This is a genomic window from Sphingobium sp. EP60837 (assembly GCF_001658005.1).
GTDB lineage: Bacteria > Pseudomonadota > Alphaproteobacteria > Sphingomonadales > Sphingomonadaceae > Sphingobium > Sphingobium tyrosinilyticum.
In genome coordinates, this window is record NZ_CP015986.1 from 1,197,517 (window position 1) to 1,217,417 (window position 19,901).

Sequence of the window (19,901 nt, forward strand, 5' to 3'; positions counted from 1 at the left end):
TTGCTGCTGCCTCCAATCCTCAATGAAAATCCCGCGATTTGGGCAATATCCGCACGTTGCGGGGATGTCCGGAAGTGCGCGGGTGCTGGGGGTGGATGAATTCGTCCGCGCGAGACAGGGCGATGTGCGACCGGTGCACATCGGACAGGCGCGACAATTCGGCCGTGCGATCATGCACGCGGTTCGCCATCAGGTGGACCACTCCTTCCTTGCTGCGCTGCACCTCTCCTTCGACCAGCATCAATCGCGAGGCCATGACAGGCCGGCGCTGCATTTCGAACAGCCGCGCCCAGAGCAGGATATTGGTGATCCCCGTCTCATCCTCGATCGTGATGAAGACGGCATTGCCCTTGCCCGGCCGCTGCCGCACCAGCACCACTCCGGCGGTCCGCACCAGCGCGCCATTTTTCGCCGCGCTGGTCTGCGCGCAGCTCAGCACGCCTTCCGCATCAAAGAGCGGTCGCAAAAACTGCATTGGATGGCCTTTAAGCGATAGCCGCGTCATCTGATAATCGGCCGCAACCTGTTCGGCGAGCGGCATGGCGGGCAGCTTCGCATCGGGCTCCTCACCCAGTTCCCGTGCGGCTTGGTCCCGCTTTCGGGCAGCGGCGAACAGCGGCAGTTCGTTCGAAGGGGTCCGCCGCGCTTCCCATAATGCCGTCCGCCGGTCCTGCCCCAAGGAACGGCAGGCGTCGGCATCGGCCAGCAGCCGCAGCGCCCGAGCAGGCGGCCCCGCCCGCCGCGCCAGATCCTCAAGGCTGGTGAACAGCCCCTGCCCCCGCGCCTCGACCAGCCGGTTTGCCCACTCTTCGCGAAAACTATCGATCTGCCGGAAGCCTAGCCGCAGCGCGAGCGCACGCCCGGTTCCCTCGCCCCGGCGGCTGTCGCGCGACCGCAACAAGGGTTCGAGGCTGTTGTCCCATCCGCTCATGTTCACATCGGCATCATGCACGGCAACCCCATGCTCGCGCGCATCGCGCACGATCTGAGCCGGTGCGTAAAATCCCATGGGCTGGGAGTTCAGCAGCGCGCAGGCGAAGACGGCGGGTTGATGGCATTTGATCCAGGCCGACACATAGACCAGCCGTGCGAAGGACAGAGCGTGGCTTTCAGGGAAACCATAGCTGCCGAACCCCTCGATCTGCTTGTAGCAACGCTCGGCAAAATCCGCCTTGTAACCGCGCCTCACCATCCCGCGGATCATCTTGTCCCGGAACTTGTCCATGCCCCCGACCTGACGGAAGGTGGCCATCGACCGGCGGAGCTGGTTCGCTTCGTCAGGCGTGAACTCGGCGGCAATGATGGCGAGCTTCATCGCCTGTTCCTGGAAGAGGGGAACGCCGTAGGTATGGCCGAGCAGGGTTTTCAACTCATCCGAACGGCCATGATCGGGGCTTGGCGATGGAAATTGCACCTTCTCTTCACCGCAGCGTCGCCGCAGATAGGGGTGCACCATATCCCCTTCGATCGGGCCAGGCCGGACGATCGCCACCTGCACCGTCAGGTCATATAGGGAGCGCGGCCGCAGCCGCGGCAACATGTTGATCTGTGCCCGGCTTTCCACCTGGAACACGCCGATGCTGTCGCCCTTAGCCAGCATGTCATAAACTCGCGGATCGTCGGACTTGAGATCGATGGTCAGGTCATGATCGCCAAGATCATGGGCCCGCATGAGGTCATAAGCCTTGCGAATGCAGCTCAACATTCCGAGTGCGAGCACATCGACCTTCATCAGTCCCAGAGCGTCAATGTCATCCTTATCCCATTCAATGAAGCTACGGTCCACCATGGCCGCATGATGCAGTGGAACCGTTTCATCGAGCCGGTTCTGAGTCAGTACAAAGCCGCCCACATGTTGTGACAGGTGGCGGGGAAAAGGCGCTTCCAGCAACTGATTCACAATGCCCCGCAGCCGCACCATCTGTGGATTATCAAGGGCAAAACCCGCCTCCACGATACGTGCATCGCCCATGTCGCCTGAATAACTGCCCCAGACTGTAGAGGAGAGACGCGAAGCGAGGTCTTCGCTGAGGCCCAGAACCTTGGACACTTCCCGCACTGCACTGCGGGAACGATAATGGATGACGGTTGCAGCTATGCCGGCGCGGTGGCGGCCATAGCGTTCATAGACATATTGCATGACCTCTTCGCGGCGCTCATGTTCGAAATCCACATCGATATCGGGAGGCTCGTCCCGTTTTTCCGACACAAAGCGGGAAAAAAGCAGGTCATGCTTCAACGGATCGACGGATGTAACGCCCAGCAGAAAGCAGATCATCGAATTGGCGGCAGAGCCCCGCCCCTGGCACAATATGCCTTTCATCCGTGCAAAGGCGACAATGTCGTGAACCGTCAGGAAGTAGCTGGCGTAATTCCGATCCCGGATTAGCTGAAACTCATCATCCAGCAATTTTCGAACAGCTTGCGGAATACGGGGACCATAGCGCGCATGCGCCGCCGAAAGGGTAAGTTCCTCCAGCCACTGCTGCGCCGTCCAGCCTTCGGGCACCGGCTCATGGGGATATTCATAGGCTAGCTGATCCAGGGTGAAATTCACTTTATCCAGAAGGCGACGCGTCTCCGCCACGGCTTCCGGGCAGGTTCGAAACAGCCGTGCGATTTCCGCAGGCGCGTGGATGTGCCGCTCCGCATTGGCTTCGAGCAGACGCCCCGCCTTGGCGAGAGTGGTCCCTTCGCGAATGCAACTCAGCACATCCTGCAAGGGTCGCTGCGCCGGACTGGCGTAAAGCGCGTCCATAGTAGCAATCAAAGGCACGCCACTACGCTCGCCCAAAAGCTTGAGATGGGCCAGACGCCGCCCATCACGCCCATCCCGCCGAAGCGCAGCGCCCAGCCATATGCGGCCCGGCGCCAAACGGGACAGCCGGATCAGCAAAGCCTCCAGATCAGCGGGGCGCGGTGGAGGGACGAGGCTTAGATGCCCTTGGCGGATCGCTTCCTTGGACGGCCTCTCATCATATTCATAAGCCACGGGTCGGCGGTGCGCCGTCTGTTCGGTAGCGGTGGAATAAGGCAGCACGATCAAGAGCAGATCGTCGAGATAAGCCGTCAATTCCTCATAGCTAAGGATGCAATCTCCCTTTACCGACTTCAAATTGCCTTTGGTCAGCAATTTGGTGAGTTCACCCCAGCCTCTTCGCGTCGATGGATAAGCGACAATGTCGGGCGTGCCATCGGCAAAGACCAGACGTGCCCCGACGATCAGCCGCAGATCGGTCTTGCACGCCTGCTCCTCTTCCTCAGTAAGCCCCAATGGCTGGCCCGCTTCCTTTTTGGCTTCAAGCAGGCGGGCCTTGGCGAGTTCTGGCGCACGCTTGCGGGCCACATGCGCGCGCACAACACCTGCCACGCTATTGCGGTCGGCAATGCCCAATCCTGTGAGCCCAAGATGGATGGCCTGCGCGACCATGTCGGAGGCATGCGATGCCCCTCGCAAGAAGGAAAAATGGGTTGCGGCCACCAATTCCGCAAAAGCAGGCCCTTCCTTGGCCGGTCGCCGAGGCTCGGCCCGCTTCAGCCTCTCCTTCCCCCTCGCCGCCTCGATCACATTCAACTCGCGCCGATCGATCGACTTGGGCTTGGCAGGATCAGGATAGCCCCGGCCTTTCATGCGAACAGGCCTGGATATACCAACGTGGATGGGCGGCTTCTGCGTCGTAGAGGCCGTGGCGGAAAATCCAGTAGCGCCGCCCGCGCGCATCCTCGATCCGGTAATAATCGCGGGTGAGGCCGATGCTTTCACCCGCCAAGGCGCCATCCTTCGCCTTCCACCATTCAGGTGCGATCCGCTCGGGCCCTTCATAACGAGTGACTTCATGCGCCCCTCGGCGCCAGCGAAAATGATGCGGAGGGCCGTCGGGAACCTCCGCTATCACCTCTAAAGGTTGGGGCGGATCGAACAGGTGGATGGGGCGCATCGGGGGGTCGCCTGGATCGGACTGACGCGGCCAACTGGATGGCATGCGGCTTTCGACGGCAGGCAAGGCGAGCTGCGCCTGTTCGGGAATATGGCTGTCGCGCGGCTCGAGACGCTGGATTCGTCCCCGGCCCGTACGGACGGAAAGGCGATCGATGAGCGCGGCGATCGCTTCCTCGCGACGCGCTTCTCCGCCTTCCAACGCCAGCTGGGTGGCGGCCATCCTTTCAGTCTGGGGCACGACGAGGCACAGCATGTCGAACCCGAAACCAGGGTCGAGCAGGTCGGAGAGGCTGTCGATCCGTTCCTGCACCAGGCGCATGATGGAAGGCGCATCGCGCACGGGCAGGCTGGTTTCGACCCGCAGCGGAAAGGCGAGGCCGTCGGTGCGGAAGAATAATATCTCGAACCGGCGCCCACCCTCTCCCCGTTCGCCAAGACGCTCCCCCGCTTCTGCGGCCATTCCCTCCAGGGTTCGAAGCGCATAGGCGGTGCTGCCTAATGGTTCGGCAAAGCGGCGTTCAATGCGGACAGCGGCGCGCGGGCGACGCGGGGCAAGGGGGCGGTGGCCAAGGCCCAGCAGGCGGTGAAGCGCATCCACCGCTTCCTCGCCAAAACGCGCCGCCAGGGTTGGCGCGGGACGCGCGGCGAGGTCTCCCACCGTGCGCAACCCTGCCCGGCGCAGCGCAACCGCGCTTTCCTCCTCCAGCCCCAGCGCCTCGATTGGCAGGCGCCGCAGGGCGCCATCCTCGTCAGCGGCAGGGACGGAGGCGAAGCGGGCGAGCGCGTGGGCGCCTTCGGGTGTACCCGCCAGCGCATGGCGCACACGCATGCCGTGCCGTTCCAGCCGCTCCATCGCCTCACGCGCCAACGCTTCCTCACCATTCCAAAGATGCGCGCAGCCGCTGATGTCGAGCATCAACCCCTGGGGCGGATCCAGCGCAGCGATCGGCGTATAGCGGGCACAGCCGTCGCACAGCCGCTCCAGCCAGTCCTGATCGGCATGGGGATCGGTTTCGAACACTCGCAGATCGGGCTCGCGTGCCCGCGCGTCGGCCAGCGTCATTCCAGCGCTGAGGCCGATCGCCAGCGCATCGGCGTCCAACGCCATGAGCCGCATCGCCCCGCGAACCGTCTCGACAATGACAGCGGGGGCATCCTGCCCCTTTGCCGTCCAGAGATCAGGCCGCGCGATGCGCAGCCGGTCGAGCGGGAGGAACGGGAACCACAGCGCAAGATAACAGCGAGTCCGCACTGTCACTTCTCCGGTTATGGCGTTCATCGCATTCTTCTCCAAACACGCCCCGGTCGCTGTTCCACACAAGGCGCCATGTCATGCCGTCGGGTCCTGACCGGCGGCGCAGCAAGCTAAGGTCAAAGGCGGTCATTCCCGGCGCATTGCCCGCCAGTGGCACGGAAGGCGCAGCCGTCACCCGCCAGCGCGTGTCAGCTGCGCTGGGCGCCGGATCACCACCGATGCGCAGCAGAAAGGCGGTAACCCCTGATGCTTCCGCCGCGAGCGCGAGACGACGGCTGGCGGTCAAGTCCAGGAGCGGGGCGCGCCCTCGCAATTCGATCACGAGCGCACCTAATGCGGGGCAACGCAGTGCATCGACCGCCGCGCGCAGCAGCAGCGCTTCATCTTTCATGACCCCGATCAACAAATGGGCGGAATCTATTCCGAGCGCGGTAAGGCCGGGGCCATAGGGCTGTCCGGCCGCTCCATTTGCGAGGCGCAGCCAGAACAGAGGAGACTCGTTCGCTGCGAGATGAGCGAGAATCAGGGATAGACCGGCGGTGGCACCTTCATCTTCCTCATTTCCGAACAGTTCATGTATGCGGCCCTGCGCCAGACCGCCCTGAAATGCCTGGTCAAAGGGCCTATGGCCGGTTGCGATGCACGCACCCTCTTGGGTTGCTGGAATTCCTTCCAACGATGCGATGTGCCGCCTGAGGGCTGCAAGCGTGTTCACCGACTCGACCATATAAATGTTCTCTATATGTTCTTTTCGGGGGTCGCATCCCTCCTGTCAATAAAGTTAGCGCAGATTAGGACAGCAAGGAAACTGTTTCACCTTCGTTACACACTTTGGCCATCATCCAGAAAAGTTCCACACGCCAGCGGCTTGCCAAGCTAATCTATATTTATGGACACGCCACTGATCGCCTCACTCACCCAGGCTCCCTCTCTCCTGGCCCGCCGGATTTCTTCAGCCCGTAGTCTGCGGCTGGTATCCAGTGCCGCGACGGCTCTTCTCGCTTCCTATCCGAAGTCAGGCAGGACATGGCTGAGGTTTATTTTGGCGCAATATTTCCTCGCGTCGCGCGAATATTCTCCGATCACAACGCAGAGCATGTTCACCTTTGCGCCGAATTTTGATTTGGATCCTGTGCGCGGCATACCGGCCTTCGTCCGCAGATCGGAAGAGGCTTCCTTTCCTTTGATCCCTTCCACCCATCTGCGCTTCAAAACGACCCTGCCCAGCCGGCTTCCGGTCATATTTCTGATCCGTGATCCGCGGGCGGTACTCACGTCCGATTATCACCATGTCACGCGGCACAAGATGTCCTTCCGCGGCAACATTGACGATTTCCTTGTGGATGAAGACCGGGGCCTGCCGCACTACATAAAATATATGAATAGCTGGTCAACTGGCCTCGCACGGCATGATCATCATATCATATATTATGAGGATCTACTGGCCCATACGGCGTCAGAAGTAGAAAAGTTGCTCAACTTCCTGGGTGAAGCGGTCAACACCCAAGCCCTACAATATGCCGTGGAGAATTCGTCTTTTGAAAAACTGAAGGCATTGGAACTTGCCCAGGGCATTCCCGGTCATGTCTATGACAGGTCGGATGCAGATGCCTTGCGGATGAGAAAAGGACAGTCCGACAGCTTTCGCGAAGAGCTGACAATTGATCAACAAAAATTCATAGAGGATAGCTGCAAATCTCAGTTGAACCGGCGCATGCTGACGAAACTGGACCGGTACGGCTTCCTGGACACGCACCCGTCCGCTGCTGCCGGACAGAGTGGAAGTGCAACACTCGCAGCACCGAAGGAACCGGCGAACGATTCCACGATCAAGCGCCGTCTGACAAATCTCGGGGTGCAACTGCTGAGCGAAGCGATGGTCATCATTGGCCTTGCCGCCATGCTCATCGCTCCGCCCATATTGGCCATAGAGGCGGGCGAATGGCTGTTCCGGCGAGAATGGGACGGCCATTCCCTGGAAGATGGCCTCGCCCTGTTCGGGATCGACAGGGTGGGCCCTGTGGAAACACCGACTGAACAGGTCCTGGACGTTCTTCTGGCGCTACCGCTTACGATCACCTTGTTCATGTATGGCCTCCTCACGCTGTTGGCGGGGGTGCATTTTGGTGACTGGGGCCTGCAGGGAGTGAAGCTCAAGAAAAATCTCGCGGTCCGACAGAGCAGAACGCCCCGCAAGGTCATGCCCAAGAAACCGCCCTCCGATCTTGAGCCGGCATGACAGGCGCCCAATCCGATCCTTGTCCCGCGCCAGCGCAAAGGTAAAAGGCCCGCCCCGCGGTGAAGCGTGGACGGGCCTTTTCAGTGCATGAAACGAGAGGCGGGCAGAGCCACGCAACTGTCCTGCGGCTGATCCGACCGCAGGCGCTTGCCGCGCTTATTCGCCATCATCCTCCGCTTCGGGTCCGGTCATCATCCCTTCGGCGACCTCTTCGGTCTTGCCGCGAATGGCCCGTTCCAGACGGTCGGCCATTTCGGGATTTTCCTTGAGGAAGGTCTTAGCGTTCTCGCGGCCCTGGCCGATGCGAACCGAGTCATAGGAGAACCAGGCCCCCGACTTCTCGACCACGCCAGCCTTAACGCCCAGGTCGAGAATCTCGCCGATCTTCGAAATGCCCTCACCATACATGATGTCGAATTCGACCTGCTTGAACGGTGGCGCAACCTTGTTTTTCACCACCTTCACGCGGGTTGCATTGCCGACGATATCGTCGCGATCCTTGATCTGGCCGGTGCGGCGAATGTCCAGACGGACCGAGGCGTAGAACTTAAGCGCATTGCCGCCGGTCGTCGTTTCCGGATTCCCGTACATGACGCCGATCTTCATGCGGACCTGGTTGATGAAGATGACGAGGCATTTGGAGCGCGAGATCGAACCTGTCAGCTTGCGCAACGCCTGGCTCATCAGACGGGCCTGCAGGCCGACATGGCTGTCGCCCATCTCGCCTTCAATTTCCGCGCGAGGGACGAGGGCTGCAACCGAGTCGATCACCAGAACGTCGATCGCGTTGGAGCGGACGAGGGTATCTACGATCTCCAGTGCTTGTTCGCCCGTATCCGGCTGTGACACAATCAGCTCGTCGATATCGACGCCGAGCTTCTTGGCATAGGCAGGGTCAAGGGCATGTTCGGCATCGACGAAGGCGGCGATGCCGCCCGTCTTTTGCGCTTCGGCGATGGCATGCAACGCCAGCGTCGTCTTGCCCGAGCTTTCCGGCCCGTAAATTTCAATGATGCGACCGCGCGGCAGGCCCCCTATTCCGAGTGCGATGTCGAGCCCCAGCGATCCGGTCGGGATCGCTTCGATCTCGATCTTCTCGCGGCTGCCCAGCTTCATTGCCGAGCCTTTACCAAAGGCGCGATCAATCTGGGAAAGGGCCGCTTCCAATGCTTTCTGTCTGTCCATTGTCCCTGTCTTCTTGGAATCGATGAGTGAGAGCATTGCTGTCATCGGCCTATCCCCTGTCAAGCGGAAGCGCCGATTCAGTGGCGCCTTGGCCACTACGTATCCCCTTTGTTCTTCAAGAACAAGAGGGGAACGGAATTTTCCTATTAGACTGCGAGCACCTTCGTCAAAGCGCGCTCAACCGCCCCGATCGTATAGGGTTTCGCCAGCGTCGGACGGTCCGAATGGCTCGACGGGACATCATCGGCCATGCCGCCCGTAGCGAAAATGAAGGGAATGCCACTTTCTGCAAGCAGGTCGGCGACGGGCCAGCTTTTTTCGCCCTGAAGATTGCAATCGACCAACGCGGCGTCAAAGCCGCCCCTGCGCGCATGATCGCACGCCTCTTCAACCGACACAGCGATAGCATGCAACCGGTATCCTAGGGTGTCGAGATAATCTTCCAGCATCATGCCGATCATCGCTTCATCCTCGACCACCAGGATGGTCTTGCTGTCCGACATGTGCGATCCCCTATTTTCGTTACGCTCGCCATCTTATCATCGGCGCGCCGACCAGCATAAACGCTTGATCGTTCAAGAAGTTCAATCCACCGCGGGCCGCATCGCCAACGCGTCGCGCGCGGCCTCCGCCAGCTGGCTGACGGAGAAAGGCTTGGGCAAAAATGCGACATTGGCGATGTCGATCGATTTGCGCAGCTGTTCCTCGGCATAGCCCGACATGAACAACACGGGGAGGTCGGGACGGCTGTTTCGCGCCCTGGCGACCATCGACGGACCATCCATATTGGGCATGACCACGTCAGATATCAGCAGGTCGATCTTCTCGTTCCCGGCCAGCACCTCCAGCCCCTGTTCGCCATCATTGGCGGTCAACACCTTATAGCCTTGGCGGGCGAGGGCGCGTTCCGCAACGGCGCGCACCATATCCTCATCCTCGACCAGCAGGACGGTTCCCGTGCCCCAGGTTTCGCTCCGCTTAACCGGAGCCTTGGACAGCTGGACTTGCTCCATGTCAGCGCCCTGATAGACCGGCAGATAAATGACGAAGCTGGCGCCCCGGCCGAGTTCGGATTCCGCAAAAATATAGCCGCCTGACTGTTTGACGATGCCATAGACCGTCGAGAGGCCAAGACCGGTGCCCTTACCCAGTTCCTTCGTGGTGAAGAAGGGTTCGAAGATCTTGGACAATATGTCGGGCGGGATGCCAAGGCCCGTGTCGGACACGCGCAACGCCGTATAGTCGGCGGCAGGCAATATCTCCTGCCGCATCTCCCGCACCTTGGCCGCCGGAACGGAATAGGTCTGGATATTGAGGACGCCGCCTTCCGGCATCGCATCGCGCGCATTCACGGCTAGATTGACGATCACCTGTTCCAACTGCCCCGGATCGGCACGCACCGCGCCGAGGTTACGGCCATGGCTGACCTCAAGCTTTACGCTTTCGCCCAGCAAGCGCTTGAGGAGGTTGGAAACGTCCGCCACAATGTCGGGCAATTGCAGGACTTGCGGGCGCAGCGTCTGCTGGCGGGAAAAGGCGAGCAGTTGGCGCGTCAGACCCGCGGCGCGATTGCTGTTCGACTTGATCTGCTGAATATCGTCATAATCGCTGTCGCCTGGCGTATGGCGCATCAGCATCAGGTCGCAATGGCCGATGATGGCGGTCAGGATGTTGTTGAAGTCATGCGCGACGCCGCCCGCCAGCTGGCCGATCGCTTGCATCTTCGTCGCCTGCGCGACTTGCCGCTTGAGCTTGCTTTCCTCGCTATTGTCCTTGAGGCTGAGCAACACCGCCGCTTCCCCCAAGCCCCGCACGCCCGCAAGGCTCAGCGCAGTCGGTTCTTCCGGCTCGTTGCGAAGCCTGATCGCGATGTCGCCGGACATTTGCGGCCCCACCGCAAAACGGCGCACCGCGTCAGCGACCGCCGCCTGGTCCTCGCGCACGACGAGGTCACCGGGGTAGCTGGGCCGGTCGGAGCGCTTGAGCCCGGCTGCGCGCGAAAAGGCGCTGTTGAGAAACAGCACCCGGCCGTCACGGTCCGCCATCGCAAGGCCGAAGGGCAGCAAGGAAAGCAGCGTTTCGATATAGGATAGCGCCGACGTACCACCCGCGCTGCCCGCCGGTTCGTCGATCAGCAGCAGGAGCATCGGCCCGTCCTGGCCACCCCCCTGATTACCCGCAGGCTGCGTTGTTCGCCGCAATGGCACCTGGAGGAGCCGCAGCGGCAAGCCGCCCGACTCTTCGCGGGCCAGGAACAGCCGCCCCTTGTCATCCACACGCATATGAGCGGCGAAGTCACGCCCCGTGATATTCGCGTCGATGCGCCCCGCCGCGCGCAACAGGAAGGCGCCGTTCGCGGCGCGGATCCGCCCTTCGCCGCCGATCATGACCGCCATGATCCCAGCCTCGCCCATTTGCCGTCCGGCGTCGCCAGTCAGCAGCCTGTGCACGTCGTCGAGGGCATTGGGCTGACGCACCGGGGTGAAGCGCCAGAGCAGATAATCTTCTGATCGGCCGGTGCGGCATATGTCCACATCAAGCCGCAGCGCGCCCTGCGCCATGCCTTCCACCCGCGCTTCGCCATCCCGCCACGCACCACGTGCGGCTGCGCTCAGGCTTTCCGACAAGCCGGGTTCAGCCGTGATATTGGGAGGCGTGGGAAAACCGGGAAACCATTCGCCAAAGAGGTCGCTCGCACAGACCAGCCGCCCGGCCCGGTCCGTCACCGCGATCGCCATGTTGGACGCGTCCGCGGCAACACGCGCCACCGTCCAGTCCGGCATCGCCTCACGATCGGCGGCTTCTTCAGGAAATAGGCGGCGATACCAGTTGAGCAGCGCCGCAGCCGCCAGTACCATGGCGGCAAAACCCGCCGCCAGCGCCCGGTCCCCGACAGCATAGATGACGAGGGCGGCCGATAGCAGCGCAGCCAGGATCAGCAGCGGCAGGGACAGGCGTGATGGGCTTTCGCCTGTCCACGCTTCCTCATCCCTTTTGACGCGCGAGGCCATGGCCCGGCCTTCCCCCTTGAAAACGCATGGACAGTTTCGCCGCCGTCAGACGGGAGCGACTTCTTCCAATGCGCTGCTTTCGGGTGCCTTGCCAATCCTCAATTTGCGCGCATGCCATTTCCGGCCCATGCGATGACGCCAGATCCAATCCGCGATGAAGTAACCAACAACCGCCACCGCGATGGAGATCAGCGTGAGTCCGAACAGCATCGCGGGCGCCGCTTCGGAAAAGAGCCATGCGACCCACTGACGAATTGTTGCATGATCGTTGACCAGCGCCATGAAACCCGATGCGTCGGCGGTCCGCCCCAGCATCCAGTTGCCGATATAGACCGATACCCAAAGAATGAGCGGCGTCGTCGCGGGATTGGACAGGAAGGTCATTGCCGCGGCGATCGGAATATTGGCGCGGAAAGGCAGTGCCAGCAGCGCCGCGCCGGCAATCTGGATACCAGGGATCAACAGAAAGATGCCGACCAGCAACCCCAGCGCTACGCCGCGCGGCACCGAGCGCCGGGTAAAACGCCAGAGCGACGGCTCTAAAACGCGGTGGGCCACGGGGGCGAGGAAACGATTATCTTCGAGCGATTCGCGCGTCGGAGCATGAGCATGCCACCAGCGGCTGAGCCTGTTGTCCATCAGCGATGCGCCTTCATGATGCGCTGCTGATCGCGCTTCCAGTCGCGCTCCTTGATCGTTTCCCGCTTGTCGTGAGTCTTCTTGCCCTTGGCAAGCGCCAGTTCGACCTTCGCCTTGCCACGGCCGTTGAAATAGATGCTCAAGGGAACGAGCGTCATGCCCTTGCGCTCGACCGCGCCGTGCATCCGGGCAATCTCCCGCTCGTGCAGCAGCAGCTTGCGGGGGCGTTTGGGCTCATGGTTGAAACGGTTGCCGTGGCTGAATTCAGGAATGTTGCTGTTGACCAGCCAAACCTGGTTACCCTTCACCTCGGCATAGCTTTCGGCGATGTTGCCCTCACCGAAGCGAAGCGACTTCACCTCCGTCCCCTGCAGCGCGATGCCCGCTTCGAACACATCCTCCAGGAAATATTCAAAGCGCGCGCGCCGGTTCTCGGCGACGATCTTCTTCTTGTCGAACAATTCGGGACGGGGACGGGCCATGGGACTCTTAACTAACTCACTTCACCATATAAGGCCGCAGCCCTTTTAGACGAGACCCGCAATTTCCAGCGCCCGATCAACCGCCGCGCGGCTCGATTCCGACGGCCAGGTGATCGGCAGACGTATGTCACCGGGCATGTCCGACCGCACGCGGGTGAGCGCATATTTAACCGGACCAGGTGAAGAATCGCTGAACAGGGCGTCATGCAAGGGGTAGAGACGATCCTGCAGCGCAAGCGCACCGTTCCAATCGCCGGACGCGCAAGCGGCCTGGAACTCCGCACACAGCCGCGGCGCGACATTCGCCGTGACGGAGATGCAGCCCTTGCCCCCCATTGCATTGAATCCCAGAGCGGTTTCGTCATTGCCGGACAGCTGGCAGAAATCCGCCCGGCAGGCGAGGCGCTGCGCGGTGACCCGCCCCAGATTTCCGGTGGCGTCCTTGATGCCGACGATCGACTGATATTCCTCAGACAAGCGGTGAATCACCGGAACGCCGATGTCGGTGATAGTGCGGCTGGGCACATTGTAGAGGACTATCGGCAGGTTGCAGCGTTCGGCCAGATAGGCAAAATGCTGATAAACGCCGTCCTGGTTCGGCTTGTTATAATAAGGCGCGACGACCAGCGCGGCGTCTGCGCCAGCTGCTTGGGCGGCGAACATATGTTCCAGAGCGATGCGCGTGTCATTGGAACCGCAGCCCGCGATCACCGGCACCCGGCCCGCCGCCTGATCGACGCAGATGGCGACCACGCGATTATGCTCTTCCACCGTCATGGTTGCGCTTTCGCCGGTGGTGCCGCAGGGTACGAGCGCGCTGCTTCCCTCCTCGATCTGCCAATCCACGAGGGCGCGAAATGCCGCCTCGTCCACCGTCCCGTCGCGAAACGGGGTGACCAGCGCCGGAATGGACCCGGAAAACATCAACAAACTCCTTCAATTCACCGGCATTCCGGGGCACACTGTCGAGTGAGGGCGACGTGGCGCTATAGCGCGTCATTCATGGCCTGATAAGGATGGAATTGCGATGATGTCCAGTAGGCTGTCACCTCGCCGCCCTGAAACAGCAATGGTCCGCATGCCTTTGATCGCTCTTCTTCTTTTCACCGCCGGCGCCAGCGCCCAGACCGAAGCGCCGGTTTACCCTGCAGCAACGCCCTACCCGGCCGGTGCAGTGGTGCAGCCGACTCCGGCACCAACTCAATCGACACCCTGGAGCCAAGTGAGCGGGCGAATCGGCGTTGCGTCCGATCCCGCCATCTCCGGCACGATCAGCCAATGGCGCGCGCTGCAGCAGAGCGACGGCCTGGGTTTTTCCACCTATACCAGCTTCATCCTGGCGAACCCCGGCTGGCCGGGCGAGGACCGCATGCGGCGGCTGGCGGAAACCAGCATCAATCCCAACAGCTATGATCCGCGGCAGGTTACGGCCTTCTTTGCCCGCTTCCCGGCGCGGACCGCGACCGGGCATGCGCGCAATGCACTCGCGCTGGTGCAGATGGGGCGCATGGCCGAAGCGCGCATCGCCGCGCGTAGCGCATGGGTCGGTGGCTCGCTCTCCCCCGATGACGAGTCGCGACTGCTGTCGCTCTTCGGTTCTAGTTGGACGAGCGCGGATCATGATCAACGCGCCGACATGCTGTTGTGGGGCAATGACACCGCAGGGGCGCAGCGAATGCTGGCCTATGTGACGCCAACGCGCCGCCCCGTCTATGACGCGCGGATCGGCTTCCGCCAGAAGCTGCCCGATGCAGCCGCTCGGATGCAAATCGCCGAGAGCGTAGGCGTATCTGACGCAGGTTATATTGCCGATAAGGCGACATGGCTGATCAACACCGGCAATTGGATCGCTGCACGGCAATATTTGGCCAACCGTCCGGCGCTGACCTTCCGCCCCGGCAATGCCGAGAAATGGTATGAGACGCTGCTGGGGCAGGCGCGCGCAGCCGCCAATGACAGCCAGTGGAGCTTCGCCTACGGCATCGCCAGCAAGATCGATGACGCTTATGCTCCTGGCGTCGACATCTCCAGCCGCCCGATTGGGGAACGCGACGATTATACAAGCCTCGCCTGGCTCGCGGGATCTACTGCTTTTTACAATTTGAATCGTCCTGCCGATGCAGCGGCGATGTTCCGCCGCTATGCCACGGCGGCGAAGTCTCCACAGACGCAGTCCAAGGGCTATTATTGGGCGGGACGCGCCGCTCTGGCCGCCGGGGATACGGCAACTGCCAACAGCTATTTCGCGCAAGCATCGGTTTTCCCAGATCAGTTTTACGGCCAACTGGCACTCGAGCGTGTCGGCAAGCCCGTGCCCGCTCCCGCAATCGTCGAACGGCCGGTCGAGATTTCAGCCGCTGAGCGGACGGCCTTCAACAATCGCTCCGTCGTCCGCGCCGTCAAGGCGCTGGGACAAATGGGATATTGGGAAGATCAGAGCAAATTTGCTCGCGCCATCGCGAATAATGCCGACAGCGACAGCGACCATTATCTCGCCGCCGAATTGGCGAAAAGCATCGGGCGGCCGGACATGGGCGTCATGGTGGGCCGCCGCGCGGTGTCGAGCGGCCTTACCGGCTATGGGGAAAGCGCCTTCCCGCGCGTGCCGGTGCCGCCTACCGCTCAATCCAACTGGACGATGGTTCACGCCATTGCGCGGCAGGAAAGCCAGTTCGACCGGCAGATCGTCAGCCATGCGGGCGCGCGCGGCCTGATGCAGCTGATGCCCGGCACCGCGCGGGAGCAGGCGGGCAAACTGGGCCTCGGCTATGATCCAAGCTCACTCAACGATCCGAGCTACAACATCATGCTGGGTTCTTCCTATTTCCAGCGGATGCTCAACTATTATGGCGGCAGCTACCCGCTGGCGGTCGCGGCCTATAATGCGGGTCCGGGCAATGTGAACCGCTGGATCGCCTCCAATGGCGATCCGCGCATGCCCGGCGCCGACATGCTGCGCTGGATTGAGCAGATACCGCTCTTCGAGACCCGCAATTATGTCCAGCGTGTTCTGGAAAACGCCGTGGTGTATGAAGCGATGAACCCGGAACGGGCGCGTTTTCGCGGCTCCAGCACGCCGCTGTCCAAATATCTCGGCAAGCAGACGCCGGGCTAAGACGCTTCCATTCGTTCGAGCAGGGTCGGGAAACTTCGCGTAACAGTTGCTCGACTTCGCTCGGCACGAAGGGCTAGGCTATGCTGCCATGACCGCCCATCCCAACTACATCACACCCGACGGCTTTTCGAAGCTGCGCGCCGAATATGACCAGCTTCTGGGCGTCGAGCGCCCGCGCGTCGTCGAGATTGTAAGCTGGGCAGCGGGCAATGGCGACCGTAGCGAAAATGGCGACTATCTCTACGGTCGCAAGCGCATGCGTGAGATTGACGGCCAACTCCGCCGATTGTCGAAAAAGATGAAGGACGCCAAGGTCGTCGATCCGCGGCAGCAGCCCGACAAAAACAAGGTCTTCTTCGGCGCGACCGTCACCATCGTGGACGAGGATGACAATCATCGCACCGTCACCATCGTGGGCAATGACGAAGCGGATGCCAGTGCGGGGCGGATCGGATGGGGATCGCCCATCGCACGAGCCTTGCGCGGCGCTGCTATCGGCGATCTGCGCCGCGTCCTGCTCCCGGCCGGGGAGAAGGAATATGAGGTGATGGCGATCAGCTATCCGGCGTAAGAAACCGCCATTTTCCGCCGAAGTTCACACCATATGCGCGCGCGTGCGCGAGCGCGCGTAGGCATCGTGGAAAGCAGTTTGACGGTTCAAAGAGGGGCGCGGGATAGACAGGCCGGAGGAATGTAGGACAGGCTAAATCGAGGTCTGTTGGTGAAATAGGATGCTTTTTGGGAGGCTGTGGCGATTAGGTTACACACGCTTCGTTGGAAGATGGCCCGAGAAAAATGTCCTGTCCGCTGCTGGTAATGCGCCACAGGTGACGGGTCTCCGTTAACGCCGTCAACCAGAGGAAGCGGGATCCCGGCTCAAGGCCGGGATGACGGAAAATTGTTTGCTTGCGGCTAATCAAACCCTCCCTTGGAAGGGAGGGGCTATGTCCGCAATCCACCCAAGCCGATACTGATCTGCAGGCTTAGCGCGCCGGCTTGCGCATCATCGGCTGCGCCTGCGCCACCACGGCACCCGGCTTCGCCGCCAGCCGGCCGATGGTCTTCAGCGCATAGTCGAGCTGGAAGTCCTCGATGCCCTTCTTCTTCAGTTCCTCGGCGGTCATGGCGAAGCGAGGATCGTCCTTAATATCCTCTTCGAGCGCGGCGTTGTCCGTCTTGATCTCGTTGATCAAATGGCGGCGCAGGTCGCTTTCGCGGAACTTCGGCCGGTTCTTGTAATCGGGATCGGACAGCTGCGGCACGCGAACGTCAGGCTCGATCCCGCCTTCCTGCACAGAGCGGCCGGACGGCGTGTAATAGCGCGCCGTCGTCAGCTTAAGGGCGGTCGTGTTGCTCAGCGGCAGCATCGTCTGCACGCTACCCTTGCCGAAGCTACGCTCGCCCATCACCAGGGCGCGATGCTGGTCCTGCAGCGCGCCTGCGACGATCTCCGATGCCGATGCCGAGCCCGCATCGACGAGAACGATGACCGGCAGACCCTTCGCGTCGTCACCGGGCTTGGCATAATAGCGCTCGACATCGCCCTTCTGACGGCCGCGCTGGGACACGATTTCGCCGCGCTCCAGGAAGCTGTCGCTGACCGACACCGCCTCGTCCAGCAGGCCGCCGGGGTTGGAGCGCAGATCAAGAATATAGCCGGTCGGCTTGTGGCCGAGCGATTTATCGATGCTGCGGATCGCCTGGCGCATGTCGGCGCCGGTATTGGCCGAGAAGCTGACGATGTTGATCACACCGACATTGTTCTTCACTTCCCACTTTACGGGCTTTAGCTGAATGATTTCGCGAGTTAACGTGAGTTCGATGGGCTTGTCGCGGCCCGGCCGCACGATGGTGAGCTTGATCGACGTGCCGGCGGCGCCGCGCATCTTGTCGACCGCCTCGTCCAGCGTTCCGCCATAGATGAGCTGCCCATCGAGATGGGTGATATAGTCCCCCGCCTTGATCCCCGCACGCCAGGCCGGGGTATCCTGCGTCGGCGCGATAACCTTGACCGCGCCGTCTTCCTGCGTGACCGACAGGCCAAGGCCGCCATAGCTGCCTTCGGTCTGGGTGCGCAGATTTTGGAAGTCGCGGGCGTCGAGGAAGCTGGAGTGTGGATCGAGGCTGGCGAGCATGCCGTCGATCGCGCCCTTGATCAGCTTTTCGTCATCGACCTTCTCGACATAGTCGCTGCGAACCTTCTGGAACACGTCCATGAACTCGTCGAGCGCCTTGTAGCTGCTGGCTTCCCCATCGGCGAGCGCGGCGGTCGTGGCGGGGATGAGCGCGAGCGCGCCAAGGGCAACGGCGCCCCGGAAGAAATTGGAAGTCATTGCTGTCCTGAGTCCTGGCATCAAGCGGCCAGTATAGGCGGGTTGTCAGCCAGACGCAAAGCATGGCTGGAGCCAACCGCCTTTCTGCCGCTTTAGGAGTTGCCTGCCCTATTCATGAGGCCGGAGCGCCTGGTTCAAACTGTCCATCACCTGGGCGATCGGTTCGGAGACCGTCACGCTGCGCCCTTCGCCAAAGCGGATGCGGGTGCCGTCCGTGACCGATGAAACGAAGGTGACCTGCGCAGCATTGATGGCGGTTTCGGTCCGGTCGGCGCCCACGAACATGACGAGCATGGCATTCCTCTCCTTCTTATTGGAAGGCGAAGGTAACCGCATTTCCGCAGCATGCCAGCCGTTTTCTTGGCTCGGGGTCAGTCGAAGCTAATTGCCTGGATAAAAAGGCTCGCGCGCGCATCGAGGCGGTGCGCCTCCTGCGCCAATTGACCGGCGGCATGCCGGATGTTGCTCGCGCCCTCCACCGCCGCCCCGGCATTGTCGCTGATACGGCTCGCGCTGACCCGGATATGCTCGCTGGAGACGCCCGCCTCTGCGACGCTGCTCGCGATCGTCCGGCTGAACGCGCCATGCCGCGCCACCGCCTCGAACACGGAGCCCGAAAGCCGGTCCGCCGTGGCGATGGCCGAGTTCATGAGGGCGTGTCCCTGCGCCACATGACCGACGGTGGCGCGGATATGCTCAATCCGGTTAGCGATCTCCGCTGCCGCGTCGCGTGTCTGACCAGCCAGCAGCTTCACCTCCCGCGCGACCACGGCAAATCCCTGCCCCGCCTCGCCAGCACGCGCCGCTTCGATCCCGGCATTGAGCGCCAGCGTGGCCGTGGCGCGGGCGATCGCGTCGATGAGCGCGGTTACCTCGCCGATCCCATCCGCCTGCACCGACAATTGCTGCGTCTGGGCGGAGCCGAGGCGAGTCTGTTCGACAGCGGAGCGGACCGCCGCTCCGGCGTCGCGCACCTCTTCCTCGATGGTCTGGAACAGCAGCCCAAGATCGCTGGCCGACGCAGCAATGCCGGAAAGATTGTCTGCCGTCTGCGCGGCCGCCACCGCCATGCCTGCCGAAGCGTCGCCATTATGCGCCGCCCGTTCCGCCGCTTCGGTCGCCAGACGCGACAGCATGTCGGCCATGGCGACGAGATCGGCGATCAGTGCTTCGACATCATGGCGAAAGCTGCCGCTCTCCCGCGTCACCCGTTCCAGACGCTCAGCCCGCACGATGGCCACGCGCGCATCACGTTCGGCGGCGAGCTTCAACAAAAGCTGCCCACCAACCACCCCTGCATAGCGCCCGCCATCAACCACGATCAGCCCTTCGCATGCCTGGCCCTGCGCAGCATAGAGGTCGATCAGCGCCTCGATCGTGGCGCTCCGCTCCACCCAGGCGCAGGGACGGACATGATCGTCCAGCCGCCCGCCGAAGCTGGGATTGCGCAACAGCGCGTGGCCGAAAGGATTGAAGAGGATGCGCCGCATGTCGCGCTCATAGATCGCCCCTGCGGGCCGTCCCTGACTGTCGAGGACCGGGAGCAGGCGGAGCGCGGGATCGAGCTGAAACTGGTCCACCGCTTCGCTCAAGGGCCTTCCCAACCGGATCACCGGACTGTCAGCCACAAAGGGCAAGCCTTGTGCGCGCGGCAGAGAGGGAGCGGGATCGAGCATCTGGGGCGAAAACATGAGCGCCGATT

14 protein-coding genes and 1 pseudogene are annotated in these 19,901 nt (G+C 62.1%); 3 read left to right on the forward strand and 12 right to left on the reverse strand.

What is annotated here, in order from left to right; translation table 11 throughout:
• Positions 1-19 precede the first annotated feature (19 nt).
• The 3 genes and pseudogenes from EP837_RS05820 to EP837_RS05830 form a co-directional block, all read right to left on the reverse strand.
• Complete coding sequence (locus tag EP837_RS05820; RefSeq protein WP_066525344.1) at positions 20-3,631, reverse strand: error-prone DNA polymerase; 3,612 nt, start codon at positions 3,629-3,631, stop codon at positions 20-22.
• Positions 3,628-5,219, reverse strand: a pseudogene (locus EP837_RS05825) (Y-family DNA polymerase). The gene EP837_RS05820 and the pseudogene EP837_RS05825 overlap by 4 nt, the downstream one beginning before the upstream one ends.
• Positions 5,119-5,922, reverse strand: coding sequence for an ImuA family protein (locus tag EP837_RS05830; protein WP_066525348.1), 804 nt, complete (start codon positions 5,920-5,922; stop codon positions 5,119-5,121). The pseudogene EP837_RS05825 and the gene EP837_RS05830 overlap by 101 nt, the downstream one beginning before the upstream one ends.
• 162 nt (positions 5,923-6,084) lie before the next feature.
• On the opposite strand from EP837_RS05830, the gene EP837_RS05835 reads away from it, so the two are divergent.
• Positions 6,085-7,434 (forward strand): sulfotransferase domain-containing protein, encoded by a 1,350-nt coding sequence (locus EP837_RS05835; protein WP_082919560.1) that lies wholly within the window; start codon positions 6,085-6,087, stop codon positions 7,432-7,434.
• Between the two features lie 156 nt (positions 7,435-7,590).
• Here the strand turns inward: EP837_RS05835 and recA are convergent, their stop codons facing one another.
• The 6 genes from recA to dapA all read right to left on the reverse strand — a co-directional run bounded on the left by recA (position 7,591) and on the right by dapA (position 13,675).
• Positions 7,591-8,664 (reverse strand): recombinase RecA, encoded by a 1,074-nt coding sequence (gene recA / locus EP837_RS05840; RefSeq protein ID WP_066525351.1) that lies wholly within the window; start codon positions 8,662-8,664, stop codon positions 7,591-7,593.
• Positions 8,665-8,765: 101 nt separating this feature from the next.
• A complete protein-coding gene (locus tag EP837_RS05845; protein WP_066525352.1) occupies positions 8,766-9,122 on the reverse strand; it encodes a response regulator in 357 nt (118 codons plus the stop codon).
• A gap of 81 nt (positions 9,123-9,203) precedes the next feature.
• Positions 9,204-11,630, reverse strand: a complete 2,427-nt coding sequence (locus tag EP837_RS05850) for a hybrid sensor histidine kinase/response regulator (RefSeq protein ID WP_066525353.1) — start codon at positions 11,628-11,630, stop codon at positions 9,204-9,206.
• A gap of 45 nt (positions 11,631-11,675) precedes the next feature.
• Positions 11,676-12,269 (reverse strand): DUF2062 domain-containing protein, encoded by a 594-nt coding sequence (locus EP837_RS05855; RefSeq protein WP_066525355.1) that lies wholly within the window; start codon positions 12,267-12,269, stop codon positions 11,676-11,678.
• Positions 12,269-12,751 carry an SsrA-binding protein SmpB gene (smpB, locus tag EP837_RS05860; protein WP_066525357.1) on the reverse strand — a complete coding sequence of 161 codons (483 nt, stop codon included), beginning with the start codon at positions 12,749-12,751 and terminating at the stop codon, positions 12,269-12,271. The genes EP837_RS05855 and smpB overlap by 1 nt, the downstream gene beginning before the upstream one ends.
• Before the next feature lie 45 nt (positions 12,752-12,796).
• On the reverse strand, positions 12,797-13,675 hold the full coding sequence (gene dapA / locus EP837_RS05865) for a 4-hydroxy-tetrahydrodipicolinate synthase (protein ID WP_066525358.1): 879 nt from the start codon (positions 13,673-13,675) through the stop codon (positions 12,797-12,799).
• A 154-nt stretch (positions 13,676-13,829) separates the two neighbouring features.
• Between dapA and EP837_RS05870 the strand changes: the two genes are divergently transcribed.
• Positions 13,830-15,866 (forward strand): transglycosylase SLT domain-containing protein, encoded by a 2,037-nt coding sequence (locus EP837_RS05870; RefSeq protein WP_443019130.1) that lies wholly within the window; start codon positions 13,830-13,832, stop codon positions 15,864-15,866.
• A gap of 88 nt (positions 15,867-15,954) precedes the next feature.
• Positions 15,955-16,437: a transcription elongation factor GreB gene (gene greB, locus EP837_RS05875; RefSeq protein ID WP_066528822.1), complete on the forward strand. Its 483-nt coding sequence runs from the start codon at positions 15,955-15,957 to the stop codon at positions 16,435-16,437.
• A 412-nt stretch (positions 16,438-16,849) separates the two neighbouring features.
• Here the strand turns inward: greB and EP837_RS05880 are convergent, their stop codons facing one another.
• The 3 genes from EP837_RS05880 to EP837_RS05890 all read right to left on the reverse strand — a co-directional run bounded on the left by EP837_RS05880 (position 16,850) and on the right by EP837_RS05890 (position 19,890).
• Entirely contained in the window at positions 16,850-18,199 is a 1,350-nt protein-coding gene (locus EP837_RS05880; protein ID WP_066525359.1) for a S41 family peptidase, read from the reverse strand.
• A gap of 108 nt (positions 18,200-18,307) precedes the next feature.
• On the reverse strand, positions 18,308-18,493 hold the full coding sequence (locus EP837_RS05885; protein WP_066525361.1) for a hypothetical protein: 186 nt from the start codon (positions 18,491-18,493) through the stop codon (positions 18,308-18,310).
• Positions 18,494-18,570: 77 nt separating this feature from the next.
• On the reverse strand, positions 18,571-19,890 hold the full coding sequence (locus EP837_RS05890; RefSeq protein WP_066525364.1) for a methyl-accepting chemotaxis protein: 1,320 nt from the start codon (positions 19,888-19,890) through the stop codon (positions 18,571-18,573).
• Between the last annotated feature and the right edge of the window lie 11 nt (positions 19,891-19,901).

What these genes read in the sequence shown, in the direction of transcription:
- EP837_RS05820 (WP_066525344.1), bottom strand. Translation starts at nt 3,631, where the DNA reads ATGAAAGGCCGGGGCTATCCTGATCCTGCCAAGCCCAAGTCGATCGAT.
- EP837_RS05830 (WP_066525348.1), bottom strand. Translation starts at nt 5,922, where the DNA reads ATGGTCGAGTCGGTGAACACGCTTGCAGCCCTCAGGCGGCACATCGCA.
- EP837_RS05835 (WP_082919560.1), top strand. Translation starts at nt 6,085, where the DNA reads ATGGACACGCCACTGATCGCCTCACTCACCCAGGCTCCCTCTCTCCTG.
- recA (WP_066525351.1), bottom strand. Translation starts at nt 8,664, where the DNA reads ATGACAGCAATGCTCTCACTCATCGATTCCAAGAAGACAGGGACAATG.
- EP837_RS05845 (WP_066525352.1), bottom strand. Translation starts at nt 9,122, where the DNA reads ATGTCGGACAGCAAGACCATCCTGGTGGTCGAGGATGAAGCGATGATC.
- EP837_RS05850 (WP_066525353.1), bottom strand. Translation starts at nt 11,630, where the DNA reads ATGGCCTCGCGCGTCAAAAGGGATGAGGAAGCGTGGACAGGCGAAAGC.
- EP837_RS05855 (WP_066525355.1), bottom strand. Translation starts at nt 12,269, where the DNA reads ATGGACAACAGGCTCAGCCGCTGGTGGCATGCTCATGCTCCGACGCGC.
- smpB (WP_066525357.1), bottom strand. Translation starts at nt 12,751, where the DNA reads ATGGCCCGTCCCCGTCCCGAATTGTTCGACAAGAAGAAGATCGTCGCC.
- dapA (WP_066525358.1), bottom strand. Translation starts at nt 13,675, where the DNA reads ATGTTTTCCGGGTCCATTCCGGCGCTGGTCACCCCGTTTCGCGACGGG.
- EP837_RS05870 (WP_443019130.1), top strand. Translation starts at nt 13,830, where the DNA reads ATGCCTTTGATCGCTCTTCTTCTTTTCACCGCCGGCGCCAGCGCCCAG.
- greB (WP_066528822.1), top strand. Translation starts at nt 15,955, where the DNA reads ATGACCGCCCATCCCAACTACATCACACCCGACGGCTTTTCGAAGCTG.
- EP837_RS05880 (WP_066525359.1), bottom strand. Translation starts at nt 18,199, where the DNA reads ATGACTTCCAATTTCTTCCGGGGCGCCGTTGCCCTTGGCGCGCTCGCG.
- EP837_RS05885 (WP_066525361.1), bottom strand. Translation starts at nt 18,493, where the DNA reads ATGCTCGTCATGTTCGTGGGCGCCGACCGGACCGAAACCGCCATCAAT.
- EP837_RS05890 (WP_066525364.1), bottom strand. Translation starts at nt 19,890, where the DNA reads ATGTTTTCGCCCCAGATGCTCGATCCCGCTCCCTCTCTGCCGCGCGCA.